General features: G+C 43.2%; 14 protein-coding genes. 5 read left to right on the top strand and 9 right to left on the bottom strand.

The window, feature by feature from the left end:
• Nucleotides 1-61: 61 nt before the first annotated feature.
• The 9 genes from CXF76_RS13020 to CXF76_RS12980 form a co-directional block, all read right to left on the bottom strand.
• Complete coding sequence (locus CXF76_RS13020) at nt 62-943, bottom strand: LysR family transcriptional regulator (RefSeq protein ID WP_024590165.1); 882 nt, start codon at nt 941-943, stop codon at nt 62-64.
• A 334-nt stretch (nt 944-1,277) separates the two neighbouring features.
• Nucleotides 1,278-1,934 carry a CoA transferase subunit B gene (locus CXF76_RS13015; RefSeq protein ID WP_077537942.1) on the bottom strand — a complete coding sequence of 219 codons (657 nt, stop codon included), beginning with the start codon at nt 1,932-1,934 and terminating at the stop codon, nt 1,278-1,280.
• A 14-nt stretch (nt 1,935-1,948) separates the two neighbouring features.
• Complete coding sequence (locus CXF76_RS13010; protein WP_101163884.1) at nt 1,949-2,647, bottom strand: CoA transferase subunit A; 699 nt, start codon at nt 2,645-2,647, stop codon at nt 1,949-1,951.
• A gap of 63 nt (nt 2,648-2,710) precedes the next feature.
• Nucleotides 2,711-3,607 (bottom strand): hydroxymethylglutaryl-CoA lyase, encoded by an 897-nt coding sequence (locus tag CXF76_RS13005; protein WP_101163883.1) that lies wholly within the window; start codon nt 3,605-3,607, stop codon nt 2,711-2,713.
• Complete coding sequence (locus tag CXF76_RS13000; protein ID WP_101163882.1) at nt 3,607-5,625, bottom strand: acetyl/propionyl/methylcrotonyl-CoA carboxylase subunit alpha; 2,019 nt, start codon at nt 5,623-5,625, stop codon at nt 3,607-3,609. The genes CXF76_RS13005 and CXF76_RS13000 overlap by 1 nt, the downstream gene beginning before the upstream one ends.
• Nucleotides 5,626-5,633: 8 nt before the next feature.
• The gene (locus CXF76_RS12995; RefSeq protein ID WP_024590169.1) at nt 5,634-6,404 is read right to left on the bottom strand and encodes an enoyl-CoA hydratase/isomerase family protein; all 771 of its coding nucleotides are present in this window, start codon (nt 6,402-6,404) and stop codon (nt 5,634-5,636) included.
• 12 nt (nt 6,405-6,416) lie between these two features.
• Nucleotides 6,417-8,024, bottom strand: coding sequence for a carboxyl transferase domain-containing protein (locus CXF76_RS12990; RefSeq protein ID WP_101163881.1), 1,608 nt, complete (start codon nt 8,022-8,024; stop codon nt 6,417-6,419).
• Nucleotides 8,025-8,034: 10 nt separating this feature from the next.
• A complete protein-coding gene (locus tag CXF76_RS12985; protein ID WP_101163880.1) occupies nt 8,035-9,210 on the bottom strand; it encodes an isovaleryl-CoA dehydrogenase in 1,176 nt (391 codons plus the stop codon).
• Nucleotides 9,211-9,266: 56 nt separating this feature from the next.
• Entirely contained in the window at nt 9,267-9,701 is a 435-nt protein-coding gene (locus CXF76_RS12980; RefSeq protein WP_007580242.1) for a MerR family transcriptional regulator, read from the bottom strand.
• Between the two features lie 330 nt (nt 9,702-10,031).
• Between CXF76_RS12980 and CXF76_RS12975 the strand changes: the two genes are divergently transcribed.
• The 5 genes from CXF76_RS12975 to CXF76_RS12955 all read left to right on the top strand — a co-directional run bounded on the left by CXF76_RS12975 (nt 10,032) and on the right by CXF76_RS12955 (nt 16,104).
• Nucleotides 10,032-11,213: a thiolase family protein gene (locus CXF76_RS12975; RefSeq protein ID WP_101163879.1), complete on the top strand. Its 1,182-nt coding sequence runs from the start codon at nt 10,032-10,034 to the stop codon at nt 11,211-11,213.
• Nucleotides 11,214-11,342: 129 nt separating this feature from the next.
• Nucleotides 11,343-12,833, top strand: a complete 1,491-nt coding sequence (locus tag CXF76_RS12970; protein ID WP_101163878.1) for a CoA-acylating methylmalonate-semialdehyde dehydrogenase — start codon at nt 11,343-11,345, stop codon at nt 12,831-12,833.
• Nucleotides 12,834-12,993: 160 nt separating this feature from the next.
• Nucleotides 12,994-14,151 (top strand): acyl-CoA dehydrogenase family protein, encoded by a 1,158-nt coding sequence (locus CXF76_RS12965; protein WP_101163877.1) that lies wholly within the window; start codon nt 12,994-12,996, stop codon nt 14,149-14,151.
• Between the two features lie 10 nt (nt 14,152-14,161).
• Nucleotides 14,162-14,953 (top strand): enoyl-CoA hydratase, encoded by a 792-nt coding sequence (locus tag CXF76_RS12960; protein ID WP_101163876.1) that lies wholly within the window; start codon nt 14,162-14,164, stop codon nt 14,951-14,953.
• Complete coding sequence (locus tag CXF76_RS12955; RefSeq protein ID WP_101163875.1) at nt 14,953-16,104, top strand: enoyl-CoA hydratase/isomerase family protein; 1,152 nt, start codon at nt 14,953-14,955, stop codon at nt 16,102-16,104. Before CXF76_RS12960 ends, CXF76_RS12955 begins: the two co-directional genes overlap by 1 nt.
• Nucleotides 16,105-16,111: the final 7 nt, after the last annotated feature.

Genomic DNA, 16,111 nt, shown 5'->3' with positions numbered 1-16,111 from the left:
TAGACGAGTTCAGTAATAAAACACAGAGTGGGTTGTATTACTGAACTCGTCTAATAGGGGATTATTCTTGGATTTTTCTAAACGTATTTACAACCCACTTCGCAAATAAATCAAGCGGGTGATTAGGCGTGCTTGATTCGTGCTGTACTAAATAGTATTTATCTTTAGTTGTTAAAGGCTGTTCGAATAATTTGTACAGCCATTGCTCATCTAACCAGCTTTGACTAATAGGCAGTGGGATAAGCGCAATGCCCATGCCTTGCTGCGCTGCACGCGCTACACCAAACATGCTATCTATTTGAATAATCTGCGAAGGAGAAAAGTCATCAATCCCCGCTTTTTCGGCCCACTGGTGCCATGCCCAAGGGCGAGCTTTGTGGAGGATCAGCGGAACTTGGTTAAGCGCTTGACGATGATCGTCCCTCCATTGGTCGAGCAATTTTTTATTACATGCAGGAATATATTCAAGGTTAAACAACTCAGTCGCTAATCCTTCAGTAGGTTTACCTGAGGACAATACAATAGATAAATCGCTATGGCGCGTTAATTCTTTGCGTGTTTTAAGCGTATCCATTTGCAGGTTTATATTAGGGTGCTCTGACGTCCACTCACTTAATTTAGGCATGAGTAGCTCGCTGGCAAAAAACTCAGGCAACGTAATTGTCAAATTTGTATTTTGCTGCATCTGACTAAACTCGTTAATGGTGCCCTCTAACATTGTGATGATAGGAGACACAGCATCAAAAAAGTTTTTACCCGCTGTGGTTAAGCTAATTGAACGCGTTTTACGTTGAAAAAGTTCAATACCAAGTTGTTCTTCAAGTTGTTTTATTTGATGGCTTACCGCAGACGGCGTTAAGTACAGCTCATTAGCTGCATGCTTAAAACTTAGGCTTCTTGCGGCAAAGCAAAAAGAGCGAAGGCCACGAATAGGAGTTTGCATGTTTTCCAGAATTATTTAATTTATTGAGACGCCTTACTTAGGCAAAATTTGAACCAACTATTTAATATTTAAATATCAGTAGGTTAAAAATAAATTTAACGCTAGTTCACAAAAAGGGTGCAGACTATCCACAAAATAGTGCAAAGAATCTAAGCGCTTACATTTAATTTATATTTGTATTATAGATAAAATTTACTACAGATGTATGAATGACGGTAAAAATAATGGCAAAAGATAAAAAAAATCCCTCGTGAGAGGGATTTTGGGTAACTCAGCGCCATTGGCACTGGGAATGAGGTCGGTACAGGGGAAAGCGTTATTTTTAAGCTAAAACCTAAAAAACCATTTCTGGTACTTCACCGTCAACAAGTAATTTACCTGCTGTTTTACTAATGATTTCATCAACAGTAACGCCCGGAGCGCGTTCTAATAAATGAAATGCGCCGTCTTTAACTTCTAATACGGCTAAATCTGTTACTATTTTTTTTACGCAATTAACGCCAGTAAGCGGTAAAGAGCAGGACTCTAATAGTTTAGAGTCACCATGCTTACTTGCATGGGTCATAGTAACAATAATATTTTTCGCGCCAGCGACTAAATCCATCGCGCCACCCATGCCTTTAATCAGCTTTTTAGGGATCATCCACGATGCGATGTTGCCGTTCTGGTCAACTTCAAATGCACCCAGAACAGTTAAGTCTACATGACCACCCCGTATCATGGCAAAACTATCTGCACTATTAAATATGGCTGCACCTTTAGCTGCTGTCACGGTTTCTTTACCCGCGTTAATCATATCGGCATCTAGCTCTGCTTTAGTAGGGTACGGACCCATGCCTAAAAGGCCATTTTCGGACTGTAACATAACTTCAATATCATCCGGTACATAGTTTGCGACGAGTGTCGGAATTCCTATGCCCAAATTTACGTAGTAACCGTCTTGAAGTTCTTGTGCAACGCGCATTGCAACTTGTTCACGTGATAATGCCATAATTATGCTCCTGCTTAATCTCGTGTTGTTACACGTTCAATGCGTTTTTCAAAGTTGCCTTTAATAACGCGATTTACAAAAATACCCGGTGTATGAATTTGGCTTGGTTCAAGCTCACCCGGCTCTACAATTTCTTCTACTTCGGCAACGGTAATTTTGCCAGCCGTTGCTGCCATTGGATTAAAGTTCATGGCGGTGTGTCTAAACACTAAATTACCGTAACGATCGGCTTTCCATGCTTTTACTATGGCAAATTCACCTGTTATAGACTCTTCTAAAATATACGGGCGACCATTAAATTCTTTTACGTCTTTGCCTTCAGCCACAGGAGTACCGTAACCAGTAGCGGTGTAAAACGCAGGTATACCCGCGCCACCAGCACGCATTTTTTCAGCAAGTGTACCTTGAGGTGTAAGCTCTACATCAATTTCGCCACTCAATAACTGCTGCTCGAATAGGGCGTTTTCGCCAACGTATGACGCAATCACTTTTTTAATTTGTTTGTCTTGTAATAAAATACCTAAACCAAAGTCATCAACACCACAGTTATTAGATACCACGGTTAAGTCTTTTGTTTGCATGTGCTTAATTTGTTTAATTAAGCCCTCTGGAATACCACATAAACCAAAACCTCCGGCAATAATGGTATCGCCGTCTTTTAATCCTTCCATTGCAGCTTCGTAACTAGAAACTACCTTATCAAAACCGGCCATGAGTCTCTCCTCATTGTGTGCTATTTGTTGTTAACTATCTTGAATCATCATTTTATAAGATAGCTATTTAGTGTGCAGTGCCACAGATACTTTGCTCACAGGTTGCTTACCAAGTGCTTTGGTTATCTCCCAGCCAGCGTCACTTAACCTTTGTAAATCAATTCCGTGTTCAATGCCAAGCCCTTGCAGCAAGTAAACTACATCTTCGGTGGCAACATTTCCTGACGCACCCTTAGCATAAGGACAGCCACCAAGGCCTGCAACTGCCGCGTCAACCGTTGCTATACCTAGGCTTAAGGCTGCGTAAATATTTGTAAGCGCTTGACCGTAAGTATCATGAAAATGCACGGCCAACTTGGCTTTATCAATGTGCGTTAAAAGTAACTCGATTAATTGCGTTACTTTTTTAGCGGTGCCAACACCAATGGTATCGCCAAGACTTACTTCGTAACATCCTAAATCTAACAGCTTTTGCGATACACTAAGTACTGCTTGCGGGTTAATTTCACCCTCATAAGGGCAACCTAGCACACAGCTTACATAACCACGTACGCGGATATTATTCGCTTTAGCAAACGCCATTACTTCGCTAAAGCGTTCAATACTCTCATCTATTGAGCAGTTTATGTTTTTTTGACAAAACGACTCACTCGCAGCGGTAAATATAGCAAACTCTTTAATGCCAACAGCATGCGCTGCTTGTGCACCTTTTAAGTTAGGTGTAAGGGCACTTAAATTTACGTCAGGTAAATCTAGCGCTGATATTACATCAGCTGAGTCTGCCATTTGTGGCACCCATTTAGGGGAGACAAACGCGCCAGCTTCAATATCTTTTAAACCTGCGGCACTTAGGGCGTTAATAAGCGCTACTTTATCGGCTGTGCTTACTGTTTTTTCGTTTTGTAGGCCGTCTCGCGCGCCAACTTCAACAATACGTACTTTATTTGCAAAGGCACTCATTATGCACCTTCCTCAGTTGTATCTTCTACTATCGCAAGCAGAGCGCCATGCGTTACTAATTCGCCTTCACCAAAACAGTAGCTTTTTAAAATGCCGTCGTGTGGTGCGTTAAGCGTGTATTCCATTTTCATGGCTTCGATAATAACAACCGCATCGCCTTTGGTGATTGTGCTACCAATGTCGATTAAATGCTTTACTACCGTGCCATTAAGCGGCGCGGCAAGTGGCAGTGCTTCGCTTTCGTGCGAACTAATATAATGTTTATCAACTAGTTCAAGCTTAGTTTGCAGTGCTTTATTCATAACAGTGACAATATTGCCAACAGTACTATTGCTCACGGTACTATTGCCAACAGTATTTACATGCGCGGTATGTTTTTCGCCGTTAATAAATACACTGCAAAGATTGTTATTTAATGTGCCTTGTAGGTTAAATACGTGCTCGTTATGCGTAATACTATAGCCCGCTGACGTTTTTATAGCGCTTAGCTGTAAATCAGCAAAAGGAACTTTAATTGCTTGCGGAGCATTGAGTGTAAAACCGCTTAGTTGTTGCCACGGGCTTGCACTGTTTGGCGCATTTTGGGTGTTAGTTAACGATTCTAAATATGCAAAAGCACCAATAAGTTGGCTTGCTTGTAATAACGATTTATCAACCGCAACTAACGAGTCGCCTTGCTCTGCAATAAAGTGTGTACTTGGCGCACCTTGTTTAAAGGTAGGGTGGCTTGCTAAGTTATGTAAAAAGCCAATGTTAGTGCTAAAACCTGCTAAATGAAATTGCTCAAGAGCGTGTTGTAAACGGCTCAGTGCTTGTTCGCGATTGTCGTCGTGCACAATAAGTTTTGCAATCATCGGATCGTAAAACGGGCTAATTTCGTCGCCTTGTGCAATGCCTGTATCAATGCGTACAAATTCGCTGTTAAGCGGTGTATGTAACGCTTCAATAGTACCCGAACACGGGATAAAGTCGTTAGCTGGATCTTCTGCGTATATACGCGCTTCAAAGCTATGACCCTGCAATTGAATATCACTTTGTGTCAGTGGCAGTGTTTGCCCACCCGCAATATTAATTTGCCAATTGACTAAATCTACACCGGTTACCATTTCGGTTACTGGGTGTTCTACTTGAAGGCGCGTATTCATTTCCATAAAGAAAAATTCATCGCCACACAGTAAAAACTCAACCGTACCTGCGCCTCTATAATTTATAGCCAGTGCACAACGTACAGCCGCTTCGCCCATTTCTTTACGTAGTTCGTCAGATAAACCGGGAGCAGGGGCTTCTTCAATTACTTTTTGATGACGACGTTGCAAAGAACAATCACGATCGCCTAAATAAACACAGTTACCGTAGTTATCTGCAAATACTTGCACTTCAACATGGCGAGGTTGGTTTACGTAGCGCTCAAGCAATACTAAATCGTTACCAAAACCGGCAATAGCTTCACGTTGCGCACCTTGTAGTGCGCTCATAAAGTCTTTTGCTTTTTCAACCACACGCATGCCCTTACCGCCGCCGCCAAAGGCGGCTTTAATTAGTACAGGGTAGCCAATTTTTTCAGCTTCACTTTGTAAAAAAGCAGGGTCTTGTTTATCGCCGTAATAACCAGGTACTAATGGCACATTAGCAGCTGCCATTATTTCTTTAGCGCGGGTTTTAGACCCCATTGCTTCAATGCTACTTGCTGGTGGCCCTACAAAAGCAATGTTGTTAGCTTCGCAGGCTTTAGCAAATTCGCTGTTTTCAGATAAAAAACCATACCCCGGGTGAATACAATCAGCGCCGCAGTCTTTGGCAACTTGCAAAATTTTGTCTGCTACTAAATACGAATCTTTACTTGGCGCAGCACCAATATGGTAAGCCTCGTCGGCCATTTTTACGTGCCGGGCATGTTTGTCTGCATCAGAATAAACCGCGACCGTGGTTAAGCCCATTTGTTTTGCGCTGCGCATTACTCGGCACGCAATTTCTCCACGATTGGCAATCAGTATTTTTTGTAATCGTTGTGTGTTCATAATCAATCCTACAGTTGCCAAGCGGGTGGGCGTTTATCAAAAAAAGCAGTTAGCCCTTCTTGGCCTTCCTCAGATACGCGAATTTTTGCAATACGCTCTGCGGTAAGCTCAATGAGTTCATCGGTTATTGGTTTATTTGCTACATCGTTAATTAATGCTTTTGCGGCTTTTACTGCAACAGGTCCGTTATCAATCAGTGTTTGCAGCATATTATCGAGCGCACAGTCTAAATTACCGGTTACTTGATGAATTAAACCAAGTTGCTTAGCAGTATGTGCATCAAACACTTCAGCCGTTAAAAAGTACCTGCGAGCAGCGCGTTCACCAATCGCTTTAATGACATACGGGCTAATAACAGCCGGAATAAGGCCAAGCTTTACTTCGCTTAAACAAAATTGCGCATCGTCTTTACTAAGGGCTATGTCGCAACAGGCAATTAAGCCCAGTGCACCACCAAAAGCAGCACCTTGCACAGCGCAAATTGTAGGGTGGGGCGAGTTTGCCAGCACCTGCATTAATTTAGCCAATTGCATCGAATCAGCCAAGTTATCTGCGTAGCTGTTATCAGCCATCGACTTCATCCAGGCTAAATCGGCACCGGCTGAAAAATGCTTACCTTCTGTTTTTAAAACCAAAGCGCGAATATCAAGCGTATTTGCATGTTCAATACACTGAATCAGCTCATGTATTACTTCGCTGTTAAATGCGTTTCTTTTTTCTGGGCGGCTTAATACAAGTACAGCCACATTAGATTTTGTTATTTGTAGTGTTACTGACATTTTGCGCTCCGGTTACATTCTAAATACGCCAAATTTCGAATCACGTTTTGGTGCGTTGTTCGCAGCCGTTAACGCAAGCCCTAATACATTACGCGTATCGGCAGGGTCTATAATACCGTCATCCCACAAGCGTGCGCTGGCGTAATACGGATGACCTTGCTCTTCGTACTGGTCAATAATTGGCTTTTTAAAGTCACTGATTTCTTGCTCGCTCATGCTTTGACCTTTGCGTGCTAAACCATCTTGTTTAACTTGCGCCATTACACCCGCTGCTTGTTCGCCGCCCATGACCGAAATTCGGGCATTAGGCCACATCCACATCATGGTTGGTTCAAATGCACGGCCACACATTCCGTAGTTACCTGCGCCGTAAGAGCCGCCAATAAGTACTGTAAATTTAGGCACATCAGCACACGAAACCGCCATCACCATTTTAGCGCCGTGCTTTGCAATGCCTTCGGCTTCGTATTTTTTACCCACCATAAAGCCGGTAATATTTTGTAAAAACACTAAAGGAATATTGCGCTGAGCACACAGCTGAATAAAGTGCGCGCCTTTTTGCGCCGACTCACTAAATAAAATACCGTTATTAGCCACTATGCCAACGGGGCTGCCATAAATGCTGGCAAAACCGGTGACTAACGTTTCACCAAAATAGCGTTTAAATTCATCAAATGATGAGTCATCTACAGTGCGCGCTATTACTTCGCGTACATCAAACGGCTTTTTAAGATCGGTGCCTACAATGCCGTAAAGCTCGTTAATATCATAACGAGGTGGTTTTACATCCTCTAGAAGAGGGGCGGTCGGACGTGTGTAGTTAATGCGCTCAATACATTGGCGCGCAATAGACAGCGCATGAGCATCGTTTTCAGCGTAGTGATCGGCGACACCCGACACTTTACAGTGCACATCGGCACCGCCTAGTTCTTCGGCTGTTACTTCTTCGCCTGTTGCTGCTTTTACAAGCGGCGGGCCTGCTAAAAATATAGTGCCTTGATCTTTTACAATAATGCTTTCATCGGCCATAGCAGGTACGTACGCACCACCTGCGGTACATAATCCCATTACCACGGCAATTTGTGGAATACCTTTACCCGACATACGGGCTTGATTGTAAAAAATACGACCAAAATGCAGTTTGTCCGGAAATACATCGTCTTGCTCAGGCAGGTTTGCACCGCCCGAATCTACAAGATAAATACACGGTAAGTGGCAGCGCTCTGCTATGTCTTGTGCGCGTAAATGCTTTTTAACAGTAAGCGGAAAATACGTACCGCCTTTAACCGTGGCATCGTTTGCAATAATCATGCATTCAATGCCTTTAACACGGCCTATACCGGCTACAACACCGGCGCACGGTATTGCTTGTTCGTACACACCAAAGGCAGCAAATTGCGAAATTTCTAAAAACGGTGAGCCTTCGTCAATTAACGTACTTATACGGTCGCGTACAAATAATTTACCACGGCCTTCGTGGCGCTCCTTTAATGCCGCGCCTCCGCCTTGGCTAATTGTTGCTACTTTACTGCGTAAATCATCCACCAGCGCCGACATGTTTTTATGGTTTTGCACAAACGTTGGATCGTGAGGGTTAACGCTCGATTTTAAAATCGTCATGGTTTAATCCTTAACGGCTTTCAGTGAAAAGTTCGCGACCAATAAGCATACGGCGTATTTCTGATGTACCTGCACCAATTTCGTATAATTTAGCATCACGAAGCAGGCGACCCGTTGCGTATTCGTTTATGTAGCCATTGCCACCTAAAATTTGAATCGCGTCAAGCGCCATTTTAGTCGCAAGTTCTGCTGCATATAAAATGGCACCGGCAGCATCTTTACGGGTTGTTTCGCCACGGTCACAAGAGCGAGCTACCGTATACACATATGAACGGGCAGCATTCATTTGTGTATACATGTCGGCTACTTTGCCCTGAATTAACTGAAATTGACCAATAGGGGTGTCAAACTGTTTACGCTCGTGAATATACGGTACCACTATGTCCATACACGCTTGCATTATGCCAAGCGGGCCTGCTGCAAGTACTACGCGTTCGTAATCAAGGCCACTCATAAGTACTTTAACGCCTTCGTTTAAGTTACCTAAAATGTTTTCCTGGGGCACTTCGCAGTTTTCAAATACCAGCTCACAGGTGTTTGAGCCGCGCATGCCCAGTTTGTCGAGCTTTTGCGCCGTAGAAAAACCAGGAAAGTTGCTCTCAACAATAAACGCGGTAATGCCTTTAGCGCCGGCGTTTAAATCTGTTTTAGCGTAAATAACGAGTGTGTGTGCGTCGGGGCCATTGGTGATCCACATTTTGTTGCCGTTTAAAATGTACTTATCGCCTTTTTTCTCGGCTTTAAGTTTCATCGATACAACGTCAGAGCCCGCATTAGGCTCGCTCATTGCAAGAGCACCAATGTGCTCGCCACTAATAAGCTTTGGTAAGTATTTTTCTTTTTGAGCTTGTGTACCGTTACGGTTAATTTGATTAACACACAGGTTAGAATGTGCTCCATAGCTTAAACCTATAGAGGCACTGGCACGGCTAATCTCTTCCATAGCAATAACATGTTCTAAGTAACCTAAACCGGCGCCACCAAGTTCTTCAGATACGGTCATACCTAGTACGCCCATTTCGCCCATTTGAGTCCAAAGTTGATTTGGAAAAGCGTTATCTAAGTCAGTTTTTTCAGCAAGCGGGGCAATCTCCTGACTCGCAAAACTGTTTACGTGGTCGCGGATCATATCGGCGGTTTCGCCAAGGCCAAAGTTCATTTCTTTATATAGTGAAATAGTGCTCATGATTCATTCCTGTGTGGCGTGTGTGTTGTCAGTGTGTTGTTATTTTAAAAATAAACTTACTCGTCTATTTTATTAAGCGTGTCTCTGCAGCGGCGCTCGGCCGTCACCAACTCCATAAGAACAACTTTAATGTCGTCCATTTGTTGAGATAGGTCAGACTTTTTATCGGCTATTAAATCAAGCATGGTAACCAGCTGCTTAGCGCTCGACTTATCAGCGTCGTACAGTTCAAACAAACGACCGGTTTCGGCCAATGTAAAACCAAGGCGCTTACCACGTAATATTAGTTTTAAACGCACTTTGTCGCGCTTTGAATAAATACGTGTTTGACCATTACGCTCTGGGGTTATTAACCCTTGATCTTCGTAAAAGCGAATGGAGCGGGTTGTAATGTCAAATTCTTTAGCGAGTTCGCTAATGCTAAATGTTTGTTCATTACTAGCCGGCATTTTGGCTGAGCTTGCAAAGTTTGTTTGATTATCTGGTTTCATAATTGTATTTACCTCATTCGAATAACCCCAATATAAGTGAAGTTTACGTAAAGGTAAAGCTTGGCGTAGTTTGAAACTATTTATAAAGGAATGTTGGTGCGAAGAATTGACTTATTTTATTAATTTTCAGTAGGTTAATTTTATTTCCTCAGTGTGGCCTAACAGCTGGAAAATAATGCTTACACATATAAAACTAAAAATTAAGCTGTTTTTAGTTGACGTTGGCGTAAACGTTAGTATTGTGTGTAGGTATTAAATAATAAATGAATACTAAATTAATAGAGCAAATATACTAACAATTATTTGCATTAAATTACAACGGAGTTAGTTATGACTTTAGAATCAGTGGTAATTGTAGCAGCAAAACGCACCCCAATGGGTGGTTTTATGGGAGCGTTAAGTGATGCGCAGTCTACCGAGCTTGGCGCTACCGCCATTGCCAGTGCACTTGCACAAACTGGTTTAGCTAATGATGCAATAGATGAAGTAATTATGGGCTGTGTATTACCAGCAGGCCTTGGACAAGCACCTGCACGCCAAGCAATGTTAAAAGCAGGCCTTGCACTTAGCACTGGCGCTACAACAATTAATAAAGTATGTGGCTCTGGTTTAAAAGCCGCCATGCTTGCAAACGATTTAATTAAAGCAGGCTCTATTCAATCTGCTATTGCTGGTGGCATGGAAAGCATGACAAACGCACCGTACTTTATACCAAAAGCGCGTGGCGGAATGCGTATGGGACATGGCGAAATAAAAGATCACATGATGAGCGATGGCCTTGAAGATGCATACGACAACAAAGCTATGGGTTGTTTTGCACAAGACACCGCCGACGAATACGGCATTGGCCGCGAGCAAATGGATGCGTTTGCATTAGGCTCATTAAGTAAAGCAAAAGCCGCGATACAAAATGGTAGCTTTGATAACGAAGTTGCCCCGCATACGATGCAAACACGCAAAGGCGATGTAACAGTTTCGATTGACGAGCAACCAGGTAACGCCCGCCCAGAAAAAATTCCAAGCCTGCGTGCAGCCTTTAAAAAAGACGGCACCATTACAGCGGCTAATTCATCGTCAATTTCAGACGGTGGCGCAGCGCTTATATTAATGAGCGAATCAAAAGCAAAAGAGCTGGGGTTAACACCGCTTTGTAAAATTGTGGCGCACAGTACTCACTCTCAAAAACCAAGTGAATTTACTGTAGCGCCAGTAGGTGCAATAAGCAGCGTGCTTGAAAAAGCAGGCTGGGCTGTAAACGATGTTGACCTTTGGGAAATTAACGAAGCATTTGCCATGGTAACCATGCTGGCTATTAACGAGTTAAAACTTGATGAAAGCAAAGTAAACGTGAATGGCGGTGCATGTGCATTGGGTCATCCAATTGGTGCAAGCGGCGCGCGTATTTTAGTAACGCTTATTCATGCCCTTAAAAACCGAGGCCTTAAAAAAGGCATTGCGTCTTTATGTATTGGTGGCGGTGAAGCGGTTGCTATGGCCGTAGAAGCTTACTAATTAGGGTTACATGAATAGCTAGACGAATACTTTAACGAATAACTATAAAGGCGCTGCACTCATAATACTAACAAAGCGGCGCTACCAATTTTAAAAGAGAACACACAACTCACACACTAGGATTTAATCATGCACCAAGTACCACTACTTATTAATGGCGAATTTATTCAATCAGCGTCTAAAGAGCTTATCGATGTTATAAACCCAGCAACTCAAGAAGTACTTGCACAAGTGCCATGTACCACCGAGTCAGAAATGGATGCAGCAATTGCCTCAGCCTCTGAAACGTTTAAAACATGGAAAGACGTACCTATTACTGAACGTGCTCGCATTATGATGAAGTACGCGGCGCTATTAAAAGAACATCACGATGAGCTTGCTACCATTATTTGCCACGAATTGGGTAAAACGTTTGAAGATGCAAAAGGCGATGTTTGGCGTGGTATTGAAGTAGTAGAACAAGCCGCTAACGCGCCATCATTAATGATGGGTGAAACAATGGAAAACGTAGCGCGTAAAATCGATACGTATTCTTACATGCAGCCACTTGGCGTGTGTGCAGGTGTTACCCCGTTTAACTTCCCTGCGATGATCCCACTTTGGATGTTCCCGCTGGCTATTGTGTGTGGTAACACCTTCATTTTAAAACCGTCTGAGCAAGATCCACTTACACCAATGCGTTTAGCAGAGCTATTTATTGAAGCCGGCGCACCAAAAGGCGTATTACAAGTTGTTCACGGTACAAAACCACAAGTAGACCGTTTACTAGAAGATAAAGCTGTGCGTGCTATTTCGTTTGTTGGCTCGTGTGGTGTAGGTGCTTATATTTATTCTAAAGGCACACAAAATCTTAAACGCGTGCAAGCGTGTGTTGGCGCTAAAAACCACATGGTTATTATGCCAGATGCAAGTAAATCGCACGTTGTAAACAACCTAGTAGGCGCATCGGTAGGTGCTGCTGGTCAGCGTTGTATGGGTATTTCGGTTGCTGTATTTGTAGGTCAAGCAAGTCAGTGGATAGATGAAATTAAAGCAGGCTTTGAAAATGTACGCCCAGGCGTGTGGGATGATGCAAATGCAGCATACGGTCCACAAACATCAAAAGCAGCAAAAGCACGTATTTTATCACTCATTGCCGGTGGTAAAGAGCAAGGCGCTACTTGTTTAATTGATGGTTCTGACTTTACAGTTGAAGGGTATGAGCAAGGTAACTGGGTTGGCCCAACGTTATTTACCGATGTAACCAAAGAGATGGATTTATATAAAGAAGAAATATTTGGCCCAGTACTGGCGTGTATGTTTGTAGACACGCTTGATGAAGCAATCGCACTTATTAACGACAGCCCTTACGGTAACGGTACCTCGTTATTTACCTCAAGCGGCGCAGTGGCTCGTAAATTCCAACACGAAATTGAAGTAGGCCAAGTAGGTATTAATGTGCCAATTCCGGTGCCACTTCCGTTCTTTTCGTTTACTGGTTGGAAAGGCTCGTTTTACGGCGATACACACACGTACGGTAAACAAGGCATTCGTTTTTACACAGAAACTAAAACGATTACCTCACGTTGGTTTGAAGACGACATTGCGTCGGGTCCAAATATGAGCATTAACTTAAAATAATCGTAATTAAAAAATGAGTAAATAAAAGAATAATTAATAATAAAGATGGGCGCGAAGGCTACTTCACACACAACACACATAAGCCTTCGCCGCTCGTCACAAACTACTCCCGTGACGGGAAACACTAACAACACAACTAACATAATTAAAGAGGTCTACCATGGACTTTAACTTATCTGAAGATCAACAAGCCTTTGCTCAAACAGCACGCCAATTTGCCGAGTCAGAACTTGCGCCCCATGCAGCAAAATGGGATCGCGAACATATTTTTCCTAAAGACACGATTAAAGCAGCGGGCGAGCTTGGTTTTTGTGGTTTATACACGCCAGAGGAAGCAGGCGGCCTTGGTTTATCTCGTTTAGATTCGAGTATTATTTTTGAACAACTTGCTATGGGTTGTACCGCAACAACGGCCATGTTAACCATTCATAATATGGCTACCTGGATGGTAGCAAGTTTTGGTACCGATGCCGTTAAAGACAAATACGTAGAGCAATTAGTAATGGGCGAGTTACTTGCCTCTTACTGTTTAACAGAGCCAGGCTCGGGCTCAGACGCCGCATCACTTAAAACAAAAGCCGTGCTTGAGGGCGATGAGTACGTTATTAACGGCTCAAAAATGTTTATATCGGGCGCGGGCGAAACCGAAGTATTAGTGGTAATGGCACGTACAGGCGGCGAAGGCGCTGCGGGTATTTCGGCATTTGTAGTCCCGGCCGACGCAAAAGGCGTTGAATACGGCAAAGCCGAAGAAAAAATGGGTTGGAACGCACAACCTACACGCCTAATTAGCTTTGAAGATGTACGCATTCCTGCGCATAACTTATTAGGCGCAGAGGGCGAAGGCTTTAAATTTGCGATGCAAGGCCTTGATGGCGGTCGAATTAACATTGCCACATGTTCAATTGGTACAGCGCAAGCGGCGCTTAATACAGCCCGTGAATATTTAAAAGAACGTACACAATTTGGTAAACCATTGGCTGCGTTTCAAGCATTGCAATTTAAAATTGCCGATATGAACACCGAGCTTGTAGCTGCGCGCCAAATGGTTAGGCTTGCTGCATTTAAACTTGATAATAACGACGTTGAAAAAACCACTTACTGCGCCATGGCTAAACGTTTTGCTACCGATGTTGGCTTTACTGTGTGTAACGACGCACTGCAAATTCATGGTGGTTACGGTTACATAAAAGAATACCCGCTTGAGCGCCATGTACGTGATGTACGTGTTCATCAAATTTTAGAAGGCACTAACGAAATTATGCGTGTGATTATAGCGCGCCGAATTTTAGCTGAGTCTGCAAACGACGTTTTATAAGGATCAATGTATGTCAGAATCTAAATCTAATCCGAGTATTGAACTAACAACCGAAGGTCATGTTGCTATTTTAACGATGTCTAACCCGCCAGCAAACACCTGGACAAAAGACACCCTAGTTGATTTAAAAAATACCGTTAATGAGCTTAATAATAATAAAAATATTTATGCATTAGTACTGACAGGTGAAGGCGAGAAGTTTTTTAGCGCAGGTGCCGACCTAAACGTATTTGCTGGTGGCGATAAAGGCGTAGCCGCCGATATGTCGCGTGTATTTGGTGAAGCATTTGAAGCGCTTACTAATTTTAGAGGCGTGTCGGTAGCAGCCATAAACGGCTATGCAATGGGCGGCGGGCTAGAAGTCGCCCTTGCGTGCGACGTACGTATAGCGGAAGAGCAAGCACAAATGGCGCTCCCTGAAGCTAAAGTTGGGTTGCTACCGTGTGCGGGTGGCACACAAAATTTAGCATGGCTAGTTGGCGAAGGCTGGGCAAAACGCATGATTTTATGTGGCGAGCGCCTAAAAGCTGATAAAGCTCTGCAAATTGGCTTAGTAGAAGAAGTAGTACCACAGGGTGAAAGCTTTGCGGCAGCATTAAAACTGGCCAACCAAGTGGCCGATCAAAGCCCTACCTCAGTTGCAGCATGTAAAACATTGATTCAAAAAGGGCGCCATCAACCAATGGCAAGTGTATTGCCTCTTGAGCGCGAGTTATTTGTTGGTTTATTTGATACCGAAGATCAACAAGAAGGCGTAAATGCCTTTTTAGAAAAACGCCGCGCTAACTGGGTAAACCGCTAATGAGTGCTTTAACATTATTAAATAGCGCCGATGAGCCCGTGGTATTTGAAACCGCAACCGCAGAAAACGGCAGTTTAATTGGGCTTATTACACTCAACGCGCCAAAAGCCTTAAATGCACTTAATTTTGAGATGATCAAGTTACTTGAACCGCAATTGCGAGCTTGGCAAGACGATGATGCTATTGCTATGGTCTTGTTAAAAGGCGCAGGCGATAAAGCATTTTGTGCAGGCGGCGATGTTGTAAGCCTTCATCATGCAATGGCGCAAGGTAAACCAACAAGCTTAGTTGAAGAGTTTTTTACGCTAGAGTACAAGCTTGATTACCTTATTCATACCTTTGATAAACCTATCCTCGTTTGGGGTAACGGCATAGTAATGGGCGGCGGTTTAGGGCTAATGGCCGGTGCTAGCCACCGCGTTGTAACTGAAACATCACGCATTGCCATGCCAGAGCAAACCATAGGTTTATACCCTGATGTAGGCGGCAGTTACTTTTTACATAAAATGCCACAAAGTGTGGGGCTATTTTTAGGGCTAACGTCGGCATCAATTAACTGCGACGACGCGCGTTTTGTATCGCTTGCCGATCACTTTATCGACAGCACTAAATATGATTCCATGCTTGCGCAAATTTTAGCAGCTAAATGGGGCAAAACCGCAAGCTTAAATCATGAGCGTTTAACTAAGTTATTAACCGATTTAGACAACCAATCTGCGCGTATGCCAAAAGGCAATATAAAAGCTAACCTAAAAACAATTCAAAAGCTGGGTGAGTTTAAAACCTTACAGGAGCAAGTTGATTATATTTTAGGGCTAGCTACTGACGATAAATGGCTACAGCGCGCTCAAAAGTCACTTAAACACGGATGCCCACTAAGCTGCGCGCTCGTTAGTGAACAATTAAAAACAAGCAAAGGCAAAAGCTTATTAGCGTGTTTTAAAATGGAGCTGGGTATGTCGGTTCGCGCTGGCGAAGTAGGTGAATTTCAAGAAGGCGTAAGGGCGCTACTAATAGATAAAGACGGCGCACCTAATTGGCAATACAAAACACTTAGTGATGTACCACAAACAATAATAGACAGCTTTTTTGTTAACCGCTTTGGCGAAAACCACCCACTCAATGGCTTAGACACACCAACACACAAATAAAGGAAAG

This window comes from Pseudoalteromonas sp. 78C3, assembly GCF_002836695.1.
Lineage (GTDB): Bacteria > Pseudomonadota > Gammaproteobacteria > Enterobacterales > Alteromonadaceae > Pseudoalteromonas > Pseudoalteromonas arctica.
The sequence above is the reverse complement of the archived record's forward strand: the minus strand, read 5'-3'. Positions and strand labels throughout refer to the sequence as shown.

What these genes read in the sequence shown, in the direction of transcription:
- CXF76_RS13020 (WP_024590165.1), bottom strand. Translation starts at nt 943, where the DNA reads ATGCAAACTCCTATTCGTGGCCTTCGCTCTTTTTGCTTTGCCGCAAGA.
- CXF76_RS13015 (WP_077537942.1), bottom strand. Translation starts at nt 1,934, where the DNA reads ATGGCATTATCACGTGAACAAGTTGCAATGCGCGTTGCACAAGAACTT.
- CXF76_RS13010 (WP_101163884.1), bottom strand. Translation starts at nt 2,647, where the DNA reads ATGGCCGGTTTTGATAAGGTAGTTTCTAGTTACGAAGCTGCAATGGAA.
- CXF76_RS13005 (WP_101163883.1), bottom strand. Translation starts at nt 3,607, where the DNA reads ATGAGTGCCTTTGCAAATAAAGTACGTATTGTTGAAGTTGGCGCGCGA.
- CXF76_RS13000 (WP_101163882.1), bottom strand. Translation starts at nt 5,625, where the DNA reads ATGAACACACAACGATTACAAAAAATACTGATTGCCAATCGTGGAGAA.
- CXF76_RS12995 (WP_024590169.1), bottom strand. Translation starts at nt 6,404, where the DNA reads ATGTCAGTAACACTACAAATAACAAAATCTAATGTGGCTGTACTTGTA.
- CXF76_RS12990 (WP_101163881.1), bottom strand. Translation starts at nt 8,024, where the DNA reads ATGACGATTTTAAAATCGAGCGTTAACCCTCACGATCCAACGTTTGTG.
- CXF76_RS12985 (WP_101163880.1), bottom strand. Translation starts at nt 9,210, where the DNA reads ATGAGCACTATTTCACTATATAAAGAAATGAACTTTGGCCTTGGCGAA.
- CXF76_RS12980 (WP_007580242.1), bottom strand. Translation starts at nt 9,701, where the DNA reads ATGAAACCAGATAATCAAACAAACTTTGCAAGCTCAGCCAAAATGCCG.
- CXF76_RS12975 (WP_101163879.1), top strand. Translation starts at nt 10,032, where the DNA reads ATGACTTTAGAATCAGTGGTAATTGTAGCAGCAAAACGCACCCCAATG.
- CXF76_RS12970 (WP_101163878.1), top strand. Translation starts at nt 11,343, where the DNA reads ATGCACCAAGTACCACTACTTATTAATGGCGAATTTATTCAATCAGCG.
- CXF76_RS12965 (WP_101163877.1), top strand. Translation starts at nt 12,994, where the DNA reads ATGGACTTTAACTTATCTGAAGATCAACAAGCCTTTGCTCAAACAGCA.
- CXF76_RS12960 (WP_101163876.1), top strand. Translation starts at nt 14,162, where the DNA reads ATGTCAGAATCTAAATCTAATCCGAGTATTGAACTAACAACCGAAGGT.
- CXF76_RS12955 (WP_101163875.1), top strand. Translation starts at nt 14,953, where the DNA reads ATGAGTGCTTTAACATTATTAAATAGCGCCGATGAGCCCGTGGTATTT.